The 19,330-nt window shown below is 69.1% G+C and carries 17 protein-coding genes; 8 read left to right on the forward strand and 9 right to left on the reverse strand.

The genetic code is table 11. From position 1 onward, the window contains the following. Positions 1-3 precede the first annotated feature (3 nt). Positions 4-1,137: a hypothetical protein gene (locus AB0C20_RS01990; protein ID WP_357177547.1), complete on the forward strand. Its 1,134-nt coding sequence runs from the start codon at positions 4-6 to the stop codon at positions 1,135-1,137. Here the strand turns inward: AB0C20_RS01990 and AB0C20_RS01995 are convergent. Beyond that, the gene (locus AB0C20_RS01995) at positions 1,099-3,327 is read right to left on the reverse strand and encodes a hypothetical protein (RefSeq protein WP_357567019.1); all 2,229 of its coding nucleotides are present in this window, start codon (positions 3,325-3,327) and stop codon (positions 1,099-1,101) included. The genes AB0C20_RS01990 and AB0C20_RS01995 overlap by 39 nt on opposite strands. Positions 3,328-3,548: 221 nt before the next feature. Here AB0C20_RS01995 and AB0C20_RS02000 point away from each other — a divergent pair, with 221 nt between their 5' ends. Both AB0C20_RS02000 and AB0C20_RS02005 read left to right on the forward strand, forming a co-directional pair. After that, positions 3,549-4,460, forward strand: coding sequence for a GNAT family N-acetyltransferase (locus tag AB0C20_RS02000; RefSeq protein ID WP_357177551.1), 912 nt, complete (start codon positions 3,549-3,551; stop codon positions 4,458-4,460). After that, positions 4,457-4,948, forward strand: coding sequence for a barstar family protein (locus tag AB0C20_RS02005; RefSeq protein ID WP_357177553.1), 492 nt, complete (start codon positions 4,457-4,459; stop codon positions 4,946-4,948). Before AB0C20_RS02000 ends, AB0C20_RS02005 begins: the two co-directional genes overlap by 4 nt. Here the strand turns inward: AB0C20_RS02005 and AB0C20_RS02010 are convergent. From AB0C20_RS02010 to AB0C20_RS02020, 3 genes are all read right to left on the reverse strand, one after another. Further along, the gene (locus AB0C20_RS02010; RefSeq protein WP_357567020.1) at positions 4,915-5,319 is read right to left on the reverse strand and encodes a hypothetical protein; all 405 of its coding nucleotides are present in this window, start codon (positions 5,317-5,319) and stop codon (positions 4,915-4,917) included. The two genes, AB0C20_RS02005 and AB0C20_RS02010, sit on opposite strands and share 34 nt — an antisense overlap. A 424-nt stretch (positions 5,320-5,743) precedes the next feature. Then, positions 5,744-6,346: a response regulator transcription factor gene (locus tag AB0C20_RS02015; protein ID WP_357177557.1), complete on the reverse strand. Its 603-nt coding sequence runs from the start codon at positions 6,344-6,346 to the stop codon at positions 5,744-5,746. Continuing rightward, positions 6,343-7,497, reverse strand: coding sequence for a histidine kinase (locus tag AB0C20_RS02020; RefSeq protein ID WP_357567021.1), 1,155 nt, complete (start codon positions 7,495-7,497; stop codon positions 6,343-6,345). The genes AB0C20_RS02015 and AB0C20_RS02020 overlap by 4 nt, the downstream gene beginning before the upstream one ends. A gap of 107 nt (positions 7,498-7,604) precedes the next feature. Between AB0C20_RS02020 and AB0C20_RS02025 the strand changes: the two genes are divergently transcribed. The 3 genes from AB0C20_RS02025 to AB0C20_RS02035 are packed head-to-tail and all read left to right on the forward strand — an operon-like array spanning position 7,605 to position 9,900. Next, positions 7,605-8,486, forward strand: a complete 882-nt coding sequence (locus tag AB0C20_RS02025; protein ID WP_357177561.1) for an ABC transporter ATP-binding protein — start codon at positions 7,605-7,607, stop codon at positions 8,484-8,486. A gap of 26 nt (positions 8,487-8,512) precedes the next feature. Beyond that, positions 8,513-9,232 carry an ABC transporter permease gene (locus AB0C20_RS02030; protein ID WP_357177563.1) on the forward strand — a complete coding sequence of 240 codons (720 nt, stop codon included), beginning with the start codon at positions 8,513-8,515 and terminating at the stop codon, positions 9,230-9,232. Further along, positions 9,229-9,900, forward strand: a complete 672-nt coding sequence (locus AB0C20_RS02035) for a GPP34 family phosphoprotein (RefSeq protein WP_357177565.1) — start codon at positions 9,229-9,231, stop codon at positions 9,898-9,900. The genes AB0C20_RS02030 and AB0C20_RS02035 overlap by 4 nt, the downstream gene beginning before the upstream one ends. Before the next feature lie 11 nt (positions 9,901-9,911). Here AB0C20_RS02035 and AB0C20_RS02040 read toward each other — a convergent pair whose 3' ends face one another. Continuing rightward, positions 9,912-11,114 carry a low temperature requirement protein A gene (locus tag AB0C20_RS02040; protein WP_357567022.1) on the reverse strand — a complete coding sequence of 401 codons (1,203 nt, stop codon included), beginning with the start codon at positions 11,112-11,114 and terminating at the stop codon, positions 9,912-9,914. Positions 11,115-11,410: 296 nt separating this feature from the next. Here AB0C20_RS02040 and AB0C20_RS02045 point away from each other — a divergent pair, with 296 nt between their 5' ends. Continuing rightward, positions 11,411-12,496 carry a hypothetical protein gene (locus AB0C20_RS02045; RefSeq protein ID WP_357177569.1) on the forward strand — a complete coding sequence of 362 codons (1,086 nt, stop codon included), beginning with the start codon at positions 11,411-11,413 and terminating at the stop codon, positions 12,494-12,496. 60 nt (positions 12,497-12,556) lie between these two features. On the opposite strand, the gene AB0C20_RS02050 is transcribed toward AB0C20_RS02045, so the two are convergent. Continuing rightward, on the reverse strand, positions 12,557-13,444 hold the full coding sequence (locus AB0C20_RS02050; RefSeq protein ID WP_357177571.1) for a TetR/AcrR family transcriptional regulator C-terminal domain-containing protein: 888 nt from the start codon (positions 13,442-13,444) through the stop codon (positions 12,557-12,559). Between the two features lie 226 nt (positions 13,445-13,670). Here AB0C20_RS02050 and AB0C20_RS02055 point away from each other — a divergent pair, with 226 nt between their 5' ends. After that, positions 13,671-14,864 carry a DUF418 domain-containing protein gene (locus AB0C20_RS02055; RefSeq protein ID WP_357567023.1) on the forward strand — a complete coding sequence of 398 codons (1,194 nt, stop codon included), beginning with the start codon at positions 13,671-13,673 and terminating at the stop codon, positions 14,862-14,864. 335 nt (positions 14,865-15,199) lie between these two features. Here AB0C20_RS02055 and AB0C20_RS02060 read toward each other — a convergent pair whose 3' ends face one another. The 3 genes from AB0C20_RS02060 to AB0C20_RS02070 form a co-directional block, all read right to left on the reverse strand. Then, on the reverse strand, positions 15,200-16,747 hold the full coding sequence (locus tag AB0C20_RS02060; RefSeq protein ID WP_357567024.1) for a ricin-type beta-trefoil lectin domain protein: 1,548 nt from the start codon (positions 16,745-16,747) through the stop codon (positions 15,200-15,202). Between the two features lie 219 nt (positions 16,748-16,966). Further along, the gene (locus tag AB0C20_RS02065) at positions 16,967-17,191 is read right to left on the reverse strand and encodes a hypothetical protein (RefSeq protein ID WP_357567026.1); all 225 of its coding nucleotides are present in this window, start codon (positions 17,189-17,191) and stop codon (positions 16,967-16,969) included. 147 nt (positions 17,192-17,338) lie between these two features. Beyond that, positions 17,339-19,234, reverse strand: a complete 1,896-nt coding sequence (locus AB0C20_RS02070) for a CocE/NonD family hydrolase (protein WP_357567028.1) — start codon at positions 19,232-19,234, stop codon at positions 17,339-17,341. Positions 19,235-19,330 lie beyond the last annotated feature (96 nt).

The raw sequence follows: 19,330 nt of genomic DNA on the forward strand, positions 1-19,330 counted from the left end.
GTCATGTTCGATCACCCCGAACTCGCCGCGCTCAGCGACGACTATGCCCGCTTCGGGCTGGAGCGCGATGCGGTACGCGAATGGGAGGACGGCGCCCGCACCGACAATCGCGCCGGGTCGTACGAGTGGTGGTACTTCGACGCCCACCTCGACGACGGCGCGAAGGTTGTCGTGGTGTTCATGAACAAGGACCTCGGCGCGGCGGGTAGCCCGCTGTCACCGCAGCTCCGGGTCAACCTGGAACTGCCTGACGGGACGATGTCCCACAACACGATCGCGATCCCCGCAGCGGACTGGTCGGCGGCGAGCGGGCGTACCGACGTCGGCATGGGGCCGGGCAACCGCTTCCACGGCGAGAGCCTGCGCGAGTACCGGATCCAGGCGACCGCCGGGGGGCTGAGGGTCGACTTCACACTGACGTCCGAGGTCCCGGCCTGGCGTCCGGCCACCGGGCACATGCTGTTCGGCCCGGAGGGCGACCTCGAGTTCAACTGGCTGCCCTCGGTGCCCCAGGGAGCCGTGCGGGGCTCGTACACGATCGACGGGGTGCGGCACGAGACGACCGGCGTCGGCTACCACGACCACAACTGGGGCAACGTCGGGCTGCCGAAGATCATCAACGACTGGTACTGGGGACGGGGGCAGGCCGGACCGTACACGGTCATCGCGTCGTTCATCACTGGCGCCGAAAAGTACGGCTTCGCCGAGATCCCCATCTTCATGCTGGCCCGCGACGGCCGGATCATCGGCGACGATCCAGCGAAGATGACGTTCGAGCGGGACGGGGTCTACACCGACGCGAAGACCGGCAAGCCGGTGGCGGGCATCGTCCGCTACACCTACGTGGACGACGACGACACGTACGTGGTGACCTTCGACCGCGAGCGCGACCTGGTCCGCAATCCCCTCACCAAGGACCTGCCCTGGCTGAAGCGGGCAGCGGCCCGGTTGGTCCGGTTCAACGGCGCCTACCTCCGCTTCGCCGGCCTGCTCACGATCGAGCACCACAAGGGCGGACAGGTGGTCGAGGCGTTCGCCGAGGACGCGATCTGGGAGCTCATGTACTTCGGGCACGCCCGCGCCACCGCCGCGGGTTCGTCAGTGCCCGGTCGGCGGGTCGCCCGGAAGCGGCACTGAGTTCATCGGCTGGCGAAGGCGCTCGATCAACTCGCGGGCGGCCTCGGCGTACCGCTGCTCCGATCCGCGGGGCCGGTGTCCCTGGATCGGCGGCGGGACGCTGTCGCCAGGTAGCGGCACCACGTCGGCGGGATCCCGTAGCCGGCGGTCCACCGTTGCCGCCGTCCCGCGGACGGTTACCGGCGTGGTTGTCCGGTGGGCGGTGAATATCCAGCCGCCGATCGAGTCGGTGTCACGCCACAGGTTCACCCACCGCCAGTCGACGCGAGAGCCGATCTCGTGCAGCACCTCGTCGTCGACGAAGGCGGGGAACAGTCGGGCGTAGAGTCGGCTCAGAGGTGACCCATGGGTGAGCAGAGCGACTCGACTGCTGACCTGCGGCGGTAACTGGAGCACTGTCGCGGCGGCCAGCACCGAACCGTGGCTGTGTGCCGTGAGCAGCACGAGGTTGCCGCGTCCGACCAGGTACGTGATTCGTCGGGTCAACTCCGGCACCGCTCGTTCGGCGTAGCAGGGTGGCGCGAACGGGTGGGCGGCCCGGGGCCAGAACGTGCCCAGGTCCCACAGGACACCAACGTGGCGCCTGAATTCGGCCGTCCGGTAGGCGAAGATTCCACCGATGGTCAGGCCGAGGATGATCGCCGCGATCCCCCAGCTCCCGAACGCGATGGAGAAGGTGATCAGGTCGCCGGGCACCCGTGCGTACCGCTGCACAGACTCGCTCGGCAGCAACTCCAGCAGACCGAGGGTGGTGGTGGCCGTGCCGATCCCGGCCAGGCAGGCGTAGACCACCGCCAACGGAATCAGTCTTTCCGTGAAGCGGGCCCTGGCTATCGCCTTCTGCACCTGCCGCAGCCGGGTCGCGGCTGCGGGCGGGGGGTCCGGGTAGTCGCAGGCGACGATCGCCGCCGCAGCACGAAGCCGACGGCGTCGAGAGATGAGAATGACCGGAACCGCTACCACCAGCGTGAACAGCACTGTCCGGAGAAAGCCGAAGATCGCCCAGGTGAACGCCGGCGGCAGACCGGAGGCCAGACCCTCTCCGGTCGGCGCGTCGCGATCCAGGAAATCCGCCACCCGGTAGACGAACTCGGCGGACACTGCCACCGCCAGACTGACCGCGCTGGCCGCCATCACCAGCGCGCCCAGCCCGAGCAGCGGGATGGCGTCCCGCCGTCGACCCCGGCGCCAGAGCAGCACAGCGCCGAGGGCGGCCAGCAGGATCGTCTGCGCAACGAACAGCGAGGTGAGTAGTGCGCCGTAGCCGGGCAGGCCTCCCACCTCGCGCCACGGCGCCGGGCTGGCGAGGACGTGGACCGTCACCACGATGGTCAGGGCCACGGCTACCGTCCGTACCGTGCGGGTGATTCGGTCCAGTCGCTGATCCGAGGCGGCCCGGTCGAGCAGCGGTGGCAGGCAGAGCAGGACCACGCAGCTGGCCAGCACCGTCCCGGTGGCCACGGCCAACGCGATCGTGCTGGCCGAGGCGCCGTTCGCGGCTCGGGCGGCAAGCAGTGCGACGTCCAGTGTCGCGAACGCCGCCGCGACGTGGATCGAGCGCAGCCGACCCACCAGCGGCCCGGCGTCCCACTGACCGATCCCGCTGAGTCGATGCTCGGAGACCTCGTCCGCCGGAGCGCGGAACGCGTCGAACATCTTTCCCGGCCGGGTGCTGGCCCGCCAGAGCAGGCCGATGGCGGCGGCCGGAACCACAGCGAGTACCGCGAGGCGCAGGCCCACGGGTTGCCCACCCAACCAGGACAACCAGGTGCGCCCGGCCAGGCAGCCTGACGAGCCCATGCACTTCCACGCGACCAGGTCCAGCGTGACGCCGACGAAGGCCAGCACGTAGAGCGCGGTGAGGGTGAGCGCCAACAACCGGCACAGGGATCTGACAATCGCGTCGGAGCCAGGGCTCGCCGGTCGCATCCAGATCGCCAGGTTGGCAAGCATGAACGGCAGGAGGAACACCAGCGTCAGTGTTCGGACCACGCTTCCGGCGGGCAGGTCACCCCAGCGGTACGCCTCCGTCACCCGTTCACCGCTGCCGCACGAACATGGGCGTTGGGGTCGGTAGAAGCCCCCACTGCGGTCGCCCGCGACCTGCTCGACCTGCGCCACGTTCAACACCTGGGCGGCGCTTGCGCTGGCGGCGCCGTGTACCCGCAGCTCCACCACGTCATCGCACATCCCGGGCCCGCTTGACCGCGCTGATGCACCCGACATCGGCCCCTCCGAAGCACCTTCGGTGGCCAAGCCGGGTGAGCCCAGCCCCCGCGCCACTCGCGGCGGTGTACCCCGCCCGGCCTAGACCAACCGTGCGCCCGCCGCACGGCTGGCTAGCGCTTACAGGTCCTCGGGCCGCACAAAATTCCTGTCTCGATCTGGTGGGCGGTGGCTAACGTACGCGGATGAGCATTGTCCCGAGGACCGGACTGCGGCTGCGGTTCCTCAGCGATCCGGGCGAGTTCCTGGCCGTTGCGGGTGACTACCTGGGCGCCGATCCGGTCGTCAGCACTGTCGTGACCACCATCGCGCACCGGCTGTTAACGCAGCGGGCCGACGGGATCCCGCAGCCCGACCGCAACTGGTGGCTGGTGGTCAGCGACGACTCCGGTGCCGTGGTCGGTGCCGGGATGCGCTCGGCGCCGTATGCCCCCTATCCGCCGTTCCTGCTGCCCATGCCCGACGAGGCGGCCGTTGCGCTGGCCCACACCTTGCACGAGCGCGGGGAGGAGGTCCTCGCTGTCAACGGGGCCCTGCCCGCCGCTGAGCTGTGCGCCTCCGCGCTGGCCCGACTCGGCGGGGGTGAAGTCCAGGTCACCCAGCACACACGGCTGCACGAGCTCGGCGAGCTGACGGGGCCACCACCGGTGCGGGGCAGCCTGGCGACCGCGACCGAGGACGACGCGGGACTGGTCACGCAGTGGCTCGCCGCGTTCACGGGTGACGCCGACGAACAGGCGGGCCGCCCGCCCGGTACGAGTGCGCACGAAGCGCTCGACCACGCGGAGGTGCTGCGTCGGATCCGAGCCGGACGGCTGTGGTTCTGGGTCGACGAGACCGGGGAGCCGGTGCACCTCACCGGCGCCAACCCACAGTCGTTCGGGGTGGCCCGCCTGGGCCCGGTGTACACACCGCCGGTCCAGCGCGGACGTGGTTGGGCCAGCAACGCGGTAGCCGAGGTTTCCCGCCGAATCCAGGCCGACGGCGCGCGGGTCTGCCTGTTCACCGACCAGGCCAACCCGACGTCGAACAAGATCTACGCCGCCCTCGGCTACCTGCCGGTCGTCGACATGGCCAACCTGGTCATCGTCCGATGAGCAACTGGCGGAGCGGCTCCACCGATCAGATCGAGGTCTGCTCGCGCAGTCAGTTGGTCGAGGTGGCGGCGGTGTTACCGGAAGCGGGCAGGTTCGTCGTCGCCCGGCTCGACGGAACGAGGATGACGGACGCGGACCACACCTTCTACGAGTTCTCCGACGCGCTGCTCTTTCCCGGCTACTTCGGTTGGAACTGGGACGCGTTGTCCGAATGTCTCCGTGATCTGCACTGGTTGCCTGCGGACGGGTATCTCATCGTCGTCGAGAACGCGCCTCGGGTGCTGTCGAGCAGTGCCGAGGATCGGCACACACTGTTCCAGATCCTGGCGCAGGCCGTTCATCACTGGGCGAGCCCGTTCGGCCAGCCAGAGTTCACTGTGCTGCTGCTCTGTGACCGCGACGACGAGGCGACTCTGTTGCGGGAGGAGATCGCCCGCGCGGACGCCGGTACGCCTCACCGAGACGGGCCCGCTGATCGTCGGACGTAGGAGACGGTTGTCCCAACCAGCAACACCGCTCCTGCGAAAAAGTAGGTGTTGACTCCGATGCCGGTCCAGAACTCGCCCGCCGAGATGTCCGCCGCCCCCACGAAACCACCGCGACGGACACCGGTGACCATCAGAAGATTCTCGACCATTCCTGGAACACCCCGGATGACGAGCAGCATGCTGCCGAACAACAGTGGCACCAGCAGTAACCATTGGGGAAGACGCCGAGCCGGCGGGCGGACTGTGGCCAGAACGACGGCTGCTCCGATGGCTGACATGGAGATGAGCACCACGTTGAAGATCACGTAGGCCCTCATGCCCCACTGTCCATCACCGGTGGGATCGGGCCCGGGGAAGAACACCAGGAGCACGTGGGACACCACAAAGAAGATCAACCAAGCCAAGGCGCCGTACGCCCAGCGACGACCTCTGTAAGCGGGCATACCAGCACCCTCGCCGAGCCAACACCGTGACGCCTCCCTCCCCGGGCCGGTTCCACTCCCCCAGGAGAGCGAGGTGCGGGAGCGCCAACACCTACCCGACTAGGTCTCGGCGGCGGGTTCTCGGCGGCGATCGCTGGCAGCAGATGCTGCTACCGGGGTGCCACTTTCGGCATGATCCTCCGTTCGCCGGTGGCGGCCATCGAGTGCATCGCGCCGCTGGCGAACGGGATCAGCCGAGCCAGGCCCGGCTGTCCGTTGCGCCGGGCCAGGTCGGGCCCGAGACGAGCCATCAGCAGGTGAGCGCCGGCAAGGGCCGGACGTAGAGGGTGATGTCGCTGATCACGCCGGCCGTCTACAGCCAGTCGTGTTCACGGGCGTAGCGGGCCGCGTCGTGGCGGGTCCGGGTCTGGGTCTTGCGCATCGCGTTGGAGAGGTAGTTGCGGACGGTGCCCGGAGCGAGGTGGAGCCGAGCGGCGATGTCGGCGACCGAGTAGCCCTCGCCGGTGACCCGCAGGACGTCGGCTTCCCGGTCGGTGAGGGGGCTGTCCTCGGTGACGGCGAGGACTGACACGTCCGGGTCGATCCAGCGTTTCCCCGAGTGCAGGGTGGCGATGACCGAGGTGATGTGGGCCGGCTCGGCGGACTTGCTGACGAAGCCCTGGACGCCGAGCTTCAGCGCCTTGCGCAGCACGCCGGGGCGGGCGTGCCGGGTCAGCATGAGGATCACCTGCTCCGGTCGCTCGCGGCGGATCTCGGCGACGGCGCCCAGGCCGTCCACGCCCGGCATCTCCAGGTCGATGACCAGCACGTCGGGCCGGTGCCGCAGGGTGGCGGCGATCGCCGACCGGCCGTCCTGCGCCTCGGCGAGAACGGTGATGTCGCCCTCCATCGGCAGCAGCGCGGCCAGGGCCGTGCGCAGCAGCGCCTCGTCGTCGGCGAGCACGATGGTAGTCATCGGCCGTCCTTCCCGCTGACCGTCGGGGGCGCGTCGGCCCGAGCGGGTGGCAAGACCGCCGCGGTCAGGAACCGCCCGTCCTTCTGTTCCACCGTCAGCTCACCCCCGTCGCCCGCCACCCGTTGCCTCAGTGCCGCCAGCCCCCTGAGCTCCGGGGGCGTGCTGGCGGTCACGCCGTCGTTGACGATGGTGATGCCCGACGCGGCGAGCGTGATCTGCACCTGGGTGGCCTGCGCGTGCCGCAGGATGTTCGTGGTCGTCTCCCGCAGCACCTGCCCGAGCAGCTCACTGGCGCGGGGATCGACCTCGGCCTCCCGGGTGACCCGGACCCGGATGCCGGCGGCCTCGAACAGGTTCTTCGCGTTTTCAATCTCCGCGGTGAGGTTGAGCCGCCGTTGTGCGTAGGCGAGTTCCTTGGTCTGCGCGATGGTGTCGCTGACCAGCGTGTACGTCTCCCGCAGCTCCTTCTCCGCCCGAGCGGTGTCGCGGAGCAGCAGTCGCTGGGCCAGGGCGATCTTCAGCTTGACCACGTGCAGGGTGTGGCCCTGGATGTCGTGCAGGTCGCTGGCGAACCGTACGCGCTCCCGGACCACGGCCAGCTCCGCCTCGCGTTCCCGAGTCTGTTCGAGCTCCCGGATGAGGTCGTAGAACCGCTCGCCGACCACCGTGAAGGCCGTCACGACGACGGTGAGAGCGGTCGGGATGAGAACGTAGGTGACCAGGACGTGACCTATGTCGTCCCGCTGCACCAGCAGCCGTGCCGCGCCGACGGCGGCGACGTAGGTGAACAGCCCGGCCATCGTCAGAGCCCGACGCCGTCGCACCTCGCGCAGGGCAAGCGAGCCTACGGCGCAGACACCCCAGTAGGCGTTGGGGCTGCCGGTCACCAGGACCCCGAGGGGCCAGACCGCTGCCGCCACAACAAGGCAGGGCAGCGCGACCCGGGCGAGGTCGTTTGCCGTCCACCGTTCGAAGGCCACCACGGCCGCCACGGCACCCGGCGCCAGGACGACGATGTGCCACCAGCTACGCGCGTCGGTCCAGAGCAGGACCACCGCGGCGAACACCACCGGCGGCAGTGACGTGGCGAGGTTGAGCCGGCGCAGTCTCCCCTGCGTCGACTCGGTGAAGCGCGGCGTTCTCGCGGTCACCATGTCAGTATCCGGCAGCCAGAGGCGCCGACCAGTGACACCACGTCACATGCGGTGATGACGTGGCGCCACTGACGGGTCGGCGGCGCCCGCGCTGTCATTGGTGTATGTCCACCACACCCGTCATCGAAGTCGACCGGCTGAACCTCACCTATGGCGACTTCCACGCCGTCAAGGACGTCACCTTCGAGGTGCGACCCGGAGAGCTCTACGCGCTGCTGGGCACCAACGGAGCCGGAAAGACCTCGACCCTTGAGGTTGTCGAGGGACATCGGAGGCCAACCTCGGGCACCGTACGCGTCTTCGGGCACAGCCCCGACGACCGGAGAGCGGTACGTCCCCGAATGGGCGTCATGCTCCAGGAGAGCGGATTCTCCCCGGACCTCACCGTCCGTGAGTCCGTCGGTCTGATCGGTCGGCTCACCCGACGCACCGACGACGTCGGCCGGGTGCTCGACATGGTCGACCTCACCGGCCGAGCCGGCCGCAAGGTGTCGCAGTTGTCCGGCGGGGAGAAGCGGCGGCTGGACTTCGCCACAGCGGTCTACGGCACCCCGGAGCTGATCTTCCTGGACGAGCCGACCACAGGCCTCGACATCCAGTCCCGCGATGCGGTCTGGGCGACGGTGGACCGGCTCCGGGAGAACGGCGCGACCATCGTGCTCACCACGCACTACCTGGAGGAGGCACAACAGCGCGCGGACCGGATCGGGCTGATGCACGAGGGCGCCTTCCACAGGGAAGGCACCGTCTCCGAGTTGACCCGCACCCTGCCCGCTGTCATCCGCTTCTCCCTCCCGGCACCGGTGCCGACGCTGCCGGTGCGGGCCACCGTCGACGCGGACGGGAAGGTAGTTGTCGAGACCTTCGAACTGCAGAAGGACCTGCACCTCCTGCTCGGCTGGGCGCAGGACCACGTCGTGGAACTGCGGGACCTGGCGGCGGGGCCGACCCGCCTCGACGACGTCTTCCGCGCCATCAACAGTTGATTCGATCTTCCGCGAGGAGCCTCACCGTGTTGTCCATCGCGTCCAGCGAACTGATCCAGATCTTCCGTAACCGGCTGGTGCTGATCACCAGCCTCATCATCCCGGTCGCGGTCTGTGTGTTCTTCGTCCGTCAGCACGAGACCTACGCCGCCATCGGGAGCCTCGGCTACATCGCCGCGATCGTCACGTTCACGGTGGCCGCGTTCGGGCTGTACGCCACCGCCGTCACCACCCTGGCGTCCCGGCGACAGAATCTCTTCCTCAAGCGGCTGCGCTCCACCGCCGAAGGCGACGCCGGCATCCTCGCCGGCCTCCTGCTGCCAGTGGTCGTCCTCGCCGGGGTGCAGGTGACAGCGATCCTGACCGCCCTGGCAGTGGTCGCCGGCGCACCGGCGAACGTCGCCCTGCTGGTGGTGGCGGTCCTGGCGACAGTGGCCATGATGATCGGCTTGGCGTTGGCCACGGCCGGGTTGACGAACTCCCCCGAACACGCCCAGGTCACCACCCTGCCCGTTACCCTCGGGGTGATCGCCATGGCCAGCTGGGTGGGCATCACCGGCACCGAGAACCTCGCCTGGCTCAAGCGGCTGCTGCCCGGCGGCGCGGCCACCGAACTGACAATGAACGCCTGGAACGGCGGTGTCGCCGTGACCGACTCCCTGCTCCTGCTCGCGCCCACGCTCGGCTGGGTCGTCGTCGCCGTCGCTCTGGCCACCCGACTCTTCCGCTGGGAGCCGCGCCGATGACCTTCGACGCCCGGTCGTACGCGCCGACCCTGGTGGAAGATCTCCTACTGCTCCTGTTCCAACCCAGGTCCGGGACCATCGCGGGAGAGAACACCCTCTTCTACGTCCTCGGCGGCGCCGTTCTCGCGGACCTCACCCTCGGCGGCCACCTGACCAGTGCGGACCGGGGACGGCTCCGGAGCGTGGCGGGTCACCCACCGACGGATGGCCTCCTACGCCCCGCGTGGGACTACCTCGCCGAGAAACCGAGGGGGGTGCAGACGGCCCTGGCCGCGATCGGTCCAGCCCTGCGCCAGCCAGTGCTGGAGCGGCTCATCGCGCGAGGCGACATCGACCAGGAGCCCCGTAAGGTGCTCGGCCTGTTCCGGACGACGGCCCTTCGGGAGGGCAGAACCGAACGACGGGCCCGCTTGCTCGCCGACGTTCGGCAGGTCCTCGTGGACGGCGCGGAGCCGCAGGCGCGGGTCGCCGCGCTCGCGGCGCTGCTCTCGGCGAGCGGGACGCTCCCGCAGTTCCACAGCGAGATCCCGTGGACGTCATCGGTGATCAGCCGGGCCAAGGAACTCGAGCGGGGCAACTGGGGTGCCGACGCCGCGGCGGCGGCCGTGACCAGCACCGTGACGGCCACCGTCGTCAACAGCGCCATCGCGGCCATCACGGGTCGGTGAAGGTTCCATGCTCACTGCCTGGAGTTGGCCGGGTGCGGTCGTTCGGGCGGTTTCCCCTTGGCGTGGACCGCGTCGGAAGCGGCGATGCCGGCGAGGACGATGACGGCGGTGACGGCCACGGCCAGCGGCGGCACGAAGATCATGAATGGCGACGCGCCAGCAAGCGCCAGAGCGCCGATGATCCGAGAGTGGGACACCCGGGCGAAGACGGCATGTTCCACCAAGGCTCGTCCGATCAGGAAGAGCATCGGTCCGCCGAGGACGACGAGGATCCACGCCGCGTTGGTATGCCCGAACGGATGTTCGATCACGATCTCGTATCCGACGGCAACGGCGACGATCCCGGCCACCATGAGTACATGCGCGAGGAAAGCCTCCCGGATTAGGTGCGCGGGCTCAGCGGCGGCCCTGATGGCTTCGGGCAACAGCTGGCCCGCCCTGAAGATGTAGACACGGAAAAGCAGCACAGTGGTGATGAAGGAAACCGAGAAAGCTGCCGCCGCTCCGCCGTTTCGAAACGATGTGTCGCTGTAGGTCGAGCCGGTCGTCAAAATCAATTCGCCCAGGGCAATGATGAAGAATTGTCGGTAACGCTCAGACAGGTATTCGGCCAGGACGGGCCACTGCCGTTGGGTGGGGCGGGACCACGGTGCGGGATAGAACAACAGCAGTGCCGCGCCGTCGATGGCGATCGCGAGCGTCCACAACAGGGTGCGGGCCAGATCCGTCACGATCGCGCCGGCGATCCACGGCACTGCCGACAACGTGAACCAGAAGAACACTCCAGCCGCTCGGCGCTGAGCTTCGTGGCCGCGCAGAAGCGGCACGATGACCAGCCCACGGATGATGTGGACGGCAACGTACGCACCAGCGAAGGCCAGACCTCTGTCACCGAACGCGTGCGGCACCGCGACTGCCATCACCAGCGCCCCGAGCATGGCCGTGTAGACCAGCACCTGAAGCTGCGGCCGCTGCGGGTCGTAGAGGTCGGTGACCCACGCCGTGACGAACCACAGCACGATGAAGGCCAGCAGCAACAGCAGCGTCTCGCCCGCCTCGATGAGGACGACACGCTGCTCGGTGAGTTCCTCGACCAGCCGCTGCGAGACCCGATTGAGGGCAAAGATGAAGACCAGGTCGAAGAAGAGTTCCAGAAGGCTCGGTCGCTGGGGTTGCCCGGGTTTTCGAAGCAGCGCTGCTGCCCTTGTCGACATGGGCCGCCCATTCCTGCCGGCTTCGCCTATCCGGGTATTGGTACCACGCCGGGCAGGTCGTCGAGTCGTTACCCGAAGAATGCCAGTGGGCGCGCGCCGATCCCTGGGTGCCCGAGGCCTCGGCCGGTGCGGTCAGCGGCAGCAGACGCGAGGCGTCAGCAAAGTGCTAGCACTGCTCAGAATCTCGCTCACGAGTAGCGGACAGCCGACACCAGAGCACGATGTAGCCGACTGTGACCATCAGATCACTACGCGCACACTCCTCTCCGAGATGTTCCCGTCGACTGGAGGAACAGATGCGTCTCCGATCGTTCGTCACCACGGCGCTGGCCGCCGTCCTGGCAGCCAGCGCACTCGCGCCGCCGGCACCGGCTGCGGCGGCCACCGCCGACCGCTGGGGCTTCGCGTACGTCAAGGACCCCACAGTGTCGGCCTGGACCGTGCTGGACACCAGCCGGCAGTGGGGTAGCTGGAAGACCGCGTTTCCGGCCGCCTGGGCCGACGGCATCAAGCTCGCGCCCGGCCGGTTCCAGGTCCGCTTCCCGCAGATCGGCGCCGGTTCCCGGGGCGTGCCGCACGTGACCCCGGTGAACCGGACCGGTCACTACTGCGAGGTGGTCCGCTGGTTCCAGTCCGGCACCGACGAGATCGTCGACGTGCAGTGCCACAAGCCGGGCGGCACGCGCGACGACACCCCGTTCACAGTGCTCTGGACGACCAGCTCGGGCGTGCTGCCGGCCGGCACCGCCCACGCGTACGCGCAGTGGAGCAGCGGCCTGGTGGCGCAGTCGTACAACTCCACGGGTGCGGTGAACACTGTCGGACCGCTGGGCGTCGGGCAGTACCTGGTGCGGCTGCCCGGGGTGGGACTGGCCGGGCTGCTCGCGGGCAACGTGCAGGTCACCGCCGTGCAGCCGAACGCCGGTCCGCGTCGCTGCAAGGTCTACTCCTGGAGCGCCGTTGGCACCGGCGTGCAGGTGTACGTCTTCTGCTACGACCAGGCCGGCGCGTTCATCAACACCGACTTCGTCCTCTCGTACCACCGTCGGCGGCCGGTGATCGGCTCGCTCGGACCGCCGTCGTACTTCGGTTATCTGGGCACCGCCGTCGGCGGGCCGACCAACGACAACTCGGTACTCGGTGTCGGTGCGAACACCGTGGCACCGTTGGCGCCCTCCGGCCGCTACCTGGCGACCTTCCCGCAGGTCGGCCTCAAGGAGACGCACGTTCAGGTGGTGGCGCAGGGCACCGGCAGCAACTACTGCCACCTCACCCAGCCCTGGACGTACACCACAAACGCCGACGTCGACGTCATCTGCTTCGACAACGCCGGTGTCGTCACCCCGCACCGCTTCCTGGCCACCTTCACCTCCCGACTCTGACGCCACATCGCGCCGCGCCGGCGGTCTCCATTGCCGCCGGCCCGGTAAAGGCCCCTGACGTCAGCGCAGGAGCGGGGCGAGGCCATCGAGGAGGCGCTGGAGGCCGAACTCGAAGAGCGTGTCCAGGCTCCAGACCATGTCGTCGGCGGTGATGAAGCGGGCCATCAGCGGGAGCCGCCCGTCGGCCAGAGCCGCGCCGATCCGTTCTCCGTGGGCCGCCACCCACTGGGTGTCGGTCAGGCCGCTGTCCTGCTCGGCCTGCGCCTCCTCGGCCAGGTTCACCGCCGTGCCGCGCACGTAGTTGGCCACCGCCACCGCCGCCGTGAACTGTGCGTTCAGGTCGAGCCCGCGCCCCTCCAGGGCGCGCATCATCCACTCGGTGTGGGCCATGGCGTGCGGGGCCGGCAGTGGCCGGGTGAAGGAGAGCGCCTGGGCCAGCCAGGTGTGCCGACGATACATCGCCCACTGCAACTGGGCGACGGCCTCCAGGCAGACCCGCCAGCCGTCGTGGTCCGGGGTGAGGGCCGGGGGCGGGTTGTCGGCCATCACCTTGTCGATCATGAACAGCACCAGCTCTTCGCGGTCGGCCACGTACCGGTAGATCGCCATCGTCGGAATGCCGAGCTGGCCGGCGAGCCGGCGCATCGACAGGCCGTGCAACCCCTCGGCGGCGGCGATGGCCACGGCGGCGGCGACCACCTGCTCGCGATCAGGGTCGGGTGCTCTACCCGCACCGGCCGCGGCGACCACTGTGCCGACGCCCCGCAGGGGCTCAACGAGACCCCGTTCGCGCAGCGTTGCCAGGACCTTCGTCGCGGTCGCCATCGCGATCCCGTACTCGGCCATGAGCTGCCGGGTCGACGGGATCCTCACCCCGGGCGCGAGCTCGCCCGACAAGATCCGGTCCGCGAGATCGGCGGCGATCCGACGGTACGGCGGTTCCTCCACAACAGCCTCCCGTGCACTAGTGCAGTCACGGTACCCCGTGGACAAATACGGGTGCCAGCCTCACTGTTGATGGCAGCTAGTGCACTCATACGCTGTACGACATGACTGATTCCACTGCTCTGAAGTCGCTTCGTAACGCCGCCGATGGCCCCGGTGGCCGCGCGGTGACCCGCGAACCGGTCGCTGCCTCGTACGCCGACACAAGCGTCTCGCGAGGAGCGATGTCATGACTGTGCTCCGCCCCGGCCAGCAGGGCCATGTCCCGGATGCAACCGCTGGGAGCATCGACGGCGCCCGGATCAACGTCGTCGACGCGTTGCGCGGGATTGCGCTGCTGCTCATCCTGCTGGTGAACGTGTGGTACTTCAGCTCCGGATATGCGTTCCAACTGGTCAGCGATCCGTCGTACGGTGCGCTCGACCGGCTGGTGGCAGGTGCCGTCGAACTGCTGTTCGCGATGAAGGCGTACCTGCTGTTCTCATTCCTGTTCGGCTACAGCTTCACCCTGCAACTCGACTCGGCGGCCCGGCGTGGGGCGGCCTTCGGCCGGTCGTTCCTACGCCGGCTGTCCGGGTTGTTCGTACTCGGGGCGCTGCACGCGGTGCTGCTGTTCCACGGTGACATCCTCACCACGTACGCGTTGCTGGGTCTCGTACTGCTCGCCATACGGCGGATCGAGCCGCGCTCCGCCCTGCGTACGGCGGCGGTCATCGTGGGCGTTACCGCGTTCGTTGTCGGTCTGGCCGCGGTTCTCGGTGCCGCTGTGGTCCCGGACCAGGCCGCCGCGGTCACCGCCGGTGCGCGTTCGACGGAGGCCCTACGCGGCGGGCTCGGTGATGTCGTCCTCGAGCACCTGCGCTCGTTGCCGGCGATGCTCGGCGCCCTTGCCGTGCAAGGACCGTTGGCCTTCGCCGCGTTCCTCGTCGGTCTGGCCGCTGGCAAGCACCGGATGCTCGCCGCCGCGCACGCCCACGAGAACGTGCTGCGCCGATGCGAGCGGGTCGGCTATCCGGTCGGCCTGGCCGGCGCCGCCGTGTTCGCGATCGGCGGCGGCACGGCGAACATGACCGGCCTGATGGTCAGCATCGTCACCGCGCCGTTCCTCGCGGCGGCCTACGCCGCGACTCTGCTGCGTCTGTTCACACGGCGTCCGCGCGTCGCGGACGCGTTGGCGCCCGCGGGGCGCATGGCGCTGACGAACTACCTGGGCCAGTCGCTCATCTGCGTGCTCGTCTTCACCGGCGTCGGGCTGGGCCTGGCCGGCCACACCGCGCCGGTGCAGACGCTGCTCATCGCACTGACGATCTTTGTGGTCCAGGTGGCAGCCAGTCGTTGGTGGATGCGGCGGTTCCGGTACGGCCCCTTGGAATGGGCGTTGCGCGCGTGGACCCACGGCAGGCGACCCGCCATGCGCCGGTAGGCCCGACAGCTCCGAACAACCTGCGCGGCCGGACGGCGACCATCATCGACCGGCCGGCTGCGCGGCGGCGTCCAGGTGTGCGGCCGTGCCCGGCCGGCGACCCGGCCTACGTACCCCGGACCATCCGAACGTGCATGGCGACCACCCGCGAGCTTCGGTCAGATCCCGCCGACAGCCGCCGGGGGCCGGCGTGCAGCACTGTCGGCGACGAGGACCGGCTCGGTCGCTGACCGCATCGGTGGCCGCGCTCCGACCTTGCCGCCGCCGGTGGCGTACCAACCGGGAGGGCCATGACGAGGGGACGGAGCCTGGCCGTGAGCTCGTCGTTGAAGGGGTCAGCCTTGCCGCCACTTCTGGTTGGCGGTGCCGGCGCAGTCCCAGATGATCAGACGCGCGCCGTCGTTGCCGTTCCAGCCGTCGATGTCGACACACTTGTTTGCCTGCGGATTCACCAGGTCGCCGGCCGCCGACAGGACGAACTGCTGAGCACCGGTGCCGTTGCAGGACCAGAGCTGAACGACCGCACCGTTGGCGGTGGACCCGCCGGAGACGTCCATGCACTTGTTGTTCTGGGACCGCAACGCCCCGCCGCTGAACGTCCAGGCCTGGGCGGCAGTGCCATTGCATACCCAGGTCTGCAGCGGTACTCCTTCGGAGAAGTTGGACGACGGCACGTCTATGCACTTGTTGTTCCAGTTACTGATCAAGCGGGTGTTACCGCCTCCGCCGGAGGTGATCAGACTGAGTCCATAGGTGCTGAGGATCTCGTTGACCGGCTGGAACCACATCGTGGCACCGGAACTGCAGTTACCGGACCCGCCCGAGGTCACGCCCTGCGCCTGGTTCCCCGAGATCCAGGAGCCGCCGGAGTCCCCGGGCTCGGCACAGGCGTTGCTGCGGCTCAGGCCGGAGACGGCGCCCTGGGCATAGTTGATCGTCTCGTTGCGGCCCAGAATCGTGCCGCAGCGCCAGCCGGTCGTACGGCCGGACCGGCACACCGAGCTGCCGATCGCGGCGTCCTGCGAACCTGCCACCGTCACGTTGCCGCCGGAGTAGTTGTTGACCCACGGCTGAGGTGTCCAGGAACTGTTGGTACGGATCCACGAGTAGTCGTTGCCGGGGAAGGACGAGCCCGCGAAGCTGCCCTGTGCGACGTTGTTGTAGCCGAGGGTGGGGCTACCAACTCCGCCACAGTGTCCGGCGCTGACGAAGCCGCCGACGACCGCGAAGCCGACCGAGCAGAGCGTGTTGCCGTTGATGACGTACTGGTCGCCACCGCGGACGTCGTACAGGGGCCGGGGTGCTTCGGGGGCCTCGACGACGGCGATGGCGTCGACGGCGACGTCGCTCTGCCGGGCGAACGCTCTGGCGGCTGCCTCGCCGCCGGGCTTCACCCGCACGACGACGCGGTTGGCCTGGACGTCGACGTACCAGCCGTGGACGCTACCGCCGGCCTTGGCACCGTGTCGGTCGAGCGCCGCCAGCGTAGCGTTGAGCTGGTTCTCGCTGCGGGAGACGACGCTCACGTCCGCGCCCTGCGCGCGTACCACGGTGATGGCGGAGGCGTCGGTGACCGCGACGGTCAGGCGATCGCCGCCCTCCGGGATCCAGGCGCCGGCGAACGACGGGCCGAGCCTCGCGCGCAGCCGCCGCTCGACAGCGGGCGCGGTGGCCTCGACCCGTACCCGCTTGACGATCTGGGCGTCGGTGAGGTGCAGATCCCTCCGCATGGCGGCGACCATCGCGGGGTCCATGTCCAGGGTGGGCGAAGCGCTCGGCGCGTCCGGAGCCGGACCCGGGTCGGCGAAGCCCGCGGTCGGCGTGAGGCCGAGCGTGGCGAGCACCACGGCGGCGATGCCGAACATCCTCGGTGCACGGTTCATGGCGATTCCTTCCAGCTCCCGGCGGCAGGTCGACTGCGGACCGGCGGTGGCGGAGGAGGTACCGAACGGCGCGGAGAGCGCTCTCTCGCACAGAGAGTGTGGACCGGGAGATAAATCTCTGTCAATGCCATAGTGGTGTCCGCACGCTCGGGCGGCTGTCCGGACCGCACGGCCGAACCCAGCACATCCAACGCCGCGAGCAGGGGCGCGGTGCCCGGCCTAGGTGTCCCGGATCGTCAGCCACCGCTTGGAGACCGAGGCCACCTCGGTGCCGCCGCGCTCGATCACGTACTCGTGGTCGAGCAGGTCACCCTTCATTTCCAGGTCATCAGGCCCCGGCACGTCGATGGTGAACCTGTCGCGAAACGGCGTGAGCAGCTTCTTACGGACCTCTGCCGCCTTCTCGCCGCCGATCCGGACCTCGTACGTGGGACGCAGCGCCACCAGGTGCCGCGACCGACCCTTACCGCCGCCCCTCAGCGGTCCTCCAATGACGACCGATCGGCCCGGCGATCGGTAGCCCTCGGTGGAGGGTTGATCGCCGGGCCGCCCCGGTGACGAGCCGCGCAGGGCGGCCCGTCGGTCAGCCGGTCAGAGGCCGGCGGCGTGTGCGGCGGCGGTGCCGCCGACCACGGGCAGGACGATGTTGCTGCTCTTCAGCGCGACCTGGAGGTTCGCGGCGGTGGTGTCCGCCTGGCTGGAGTACTGCGGGTAGCTGGCCACGATGATCACGCCAATCCGGTGGCCGGGCTTGAAGACGTAGTCCTCGGGCAGCAACGGGAAGCTGAAGTTGTACGACTCCCCCTGCACCAGCGGCACGGCGACGCGGATCGACTGCCGGTTCTGGGCGTCCATGATGCCCTTGGTGACCAGCTCGTAGTCGGCAGTGGCCACCCGCTTCGTCGTCTGCTTGTAGCAGCCGTCGTCGGTCGGGCTGCTCTGGCCCCAGCAGTCCTCGGTGGTCAGGGTGATGATCCCCTCGCCGGAGGCCCGGTGCGCGACCCGGTCGTCGGTGCCGTAGTCGACAAGGATCGCCCCGAGATTGGTGTCGGTCTGATCGGCGGAGGCCCGCAGTTGCACTGTGGGTGTGCCGGAGATGTGCAGCGGCGCGGTGAGTGGCGCGGAGAGGAAGGCCAGCCGGTTGGGCTGCACCACGTCCGGGTTGAGGATCATGGTGTTCTGGCTCTGCGTGCGACTGTCCTGGAACGCCCCGGTCGCCGGCTTCGCGGTGGGCACCAGCCCGAGACCGCCCGCGCCGGTGGTGCCGGGCTGGAGGAACACCTCCGTGTCGGCCTTGCCGGGGACCGGCCAGTCGGCGTGGGTCTCCCACACGTCGGCGGAGCGCTCCAGGTCCACCCGCGGCTCGTCCATGATGCCGTTGGCGACGTTCTGCAGCCAGAAGTCGAACCACCTGTGCAGCGTCGACACCCACACCGCGCGGCGCGAGTCGAACGGGTCGACGTGGCCCTCCTGCGACAGCCACAGCTTGCGCGGCACGTTGTTCTCCGCCAGGGCGTACCAGAACTTGCTGAAGTGGTCCGGCCGGACGTTGTCGTCGTTGAGGCCGTGGTAGAGCAGCACACTGGCGGTGACGTTGGGGACCTTCTTGACGTAGCTGCGCTCGTTCCAGAAGGCCGTGTAGTCGCCGTGCTCGTCGCCGTCGGCGGCGCCTATCGCGTCGCGCACCGGCTTGCAGTAGTCCCGGCGCTCGGGGTTGGTGACCGTGTTGGCCAGCGAGGACACGTAGCTGTTGCCACGGGTGACCACCCCGTTGCTGCGCACGTAGTCGTAGTACTCGGTCGGTCCGCTGATGGGTACGACAGTGGTCAGGCCCTTCACGCCGGTCACCGCCGTGGCCATCGCCAGCGAGCCGTCGTACGACTTGCCGATCATCCCCGTCTTGCCGTTGTGCCAGTCCGCCTTGACGACCTCGCCGGCGGCGTTACGGGCGGTGGCCCGGCCGTTGAGCCAGTTGATGGCCTGCTTGGCGCTCAGGTTGTCCTGGTTGGCGTTTGTGGTCGGGCAGCCGGTGGAGTTGTTGGTGCCGACCATGTCCAGCAGGATGACCGCGTAGCCGCGCGGCACGAAGTAGTTGTCGTAGAACAGTGGCCACTTGTCGAGCAGCCCGTCGCCGTCGAGGTCCGCCTTGCATTCGGACTCGTTGCCTCGGCAGACCGTCGAGTAGTAGGGGCTGGCGTCCATCACCACGGGGGCCTTGAGCCCCTGCGCGGTCGCCGCCGGCCGCATCAGGTCGAACGCGATGATGTCGCGCAGACCGTCGTTGTCGCTGTCGAAGGTGGAGTCGATGAACAGGCGTTCTCGAATGGCGTCGGCGTAGCCGAACACCGGCTGGGTGACGCCGTCCTGGACGACGATCGACGGCGGGCCGTCCGCCGCCTGCGCCTGCGGCGCCGCGCCGAGGGCGGCGAGCACAGTCGCGGACAGTACGGCCACGCCTGTGCGCCAGCGCGTTCCCACTGTAGGCATGCATTCTCCTTGATGTGTCCGAGGCTGCGTACGCTACGAGCCGGTGGCCTGCGCCACCACCTGCACCTGTAGGAACTTCGCCGGGTGTGCTTCGAC

It is taken from the genome of Micromonospora sp. NPDC048843 (genome assembly GCF_040649965.1).
GTDB lineage: Bacteria > Actinomycetota > Actinomycetes > Mycobacteriales > Micromonosporaceae > Micromonospora > Micromonospora hortensis.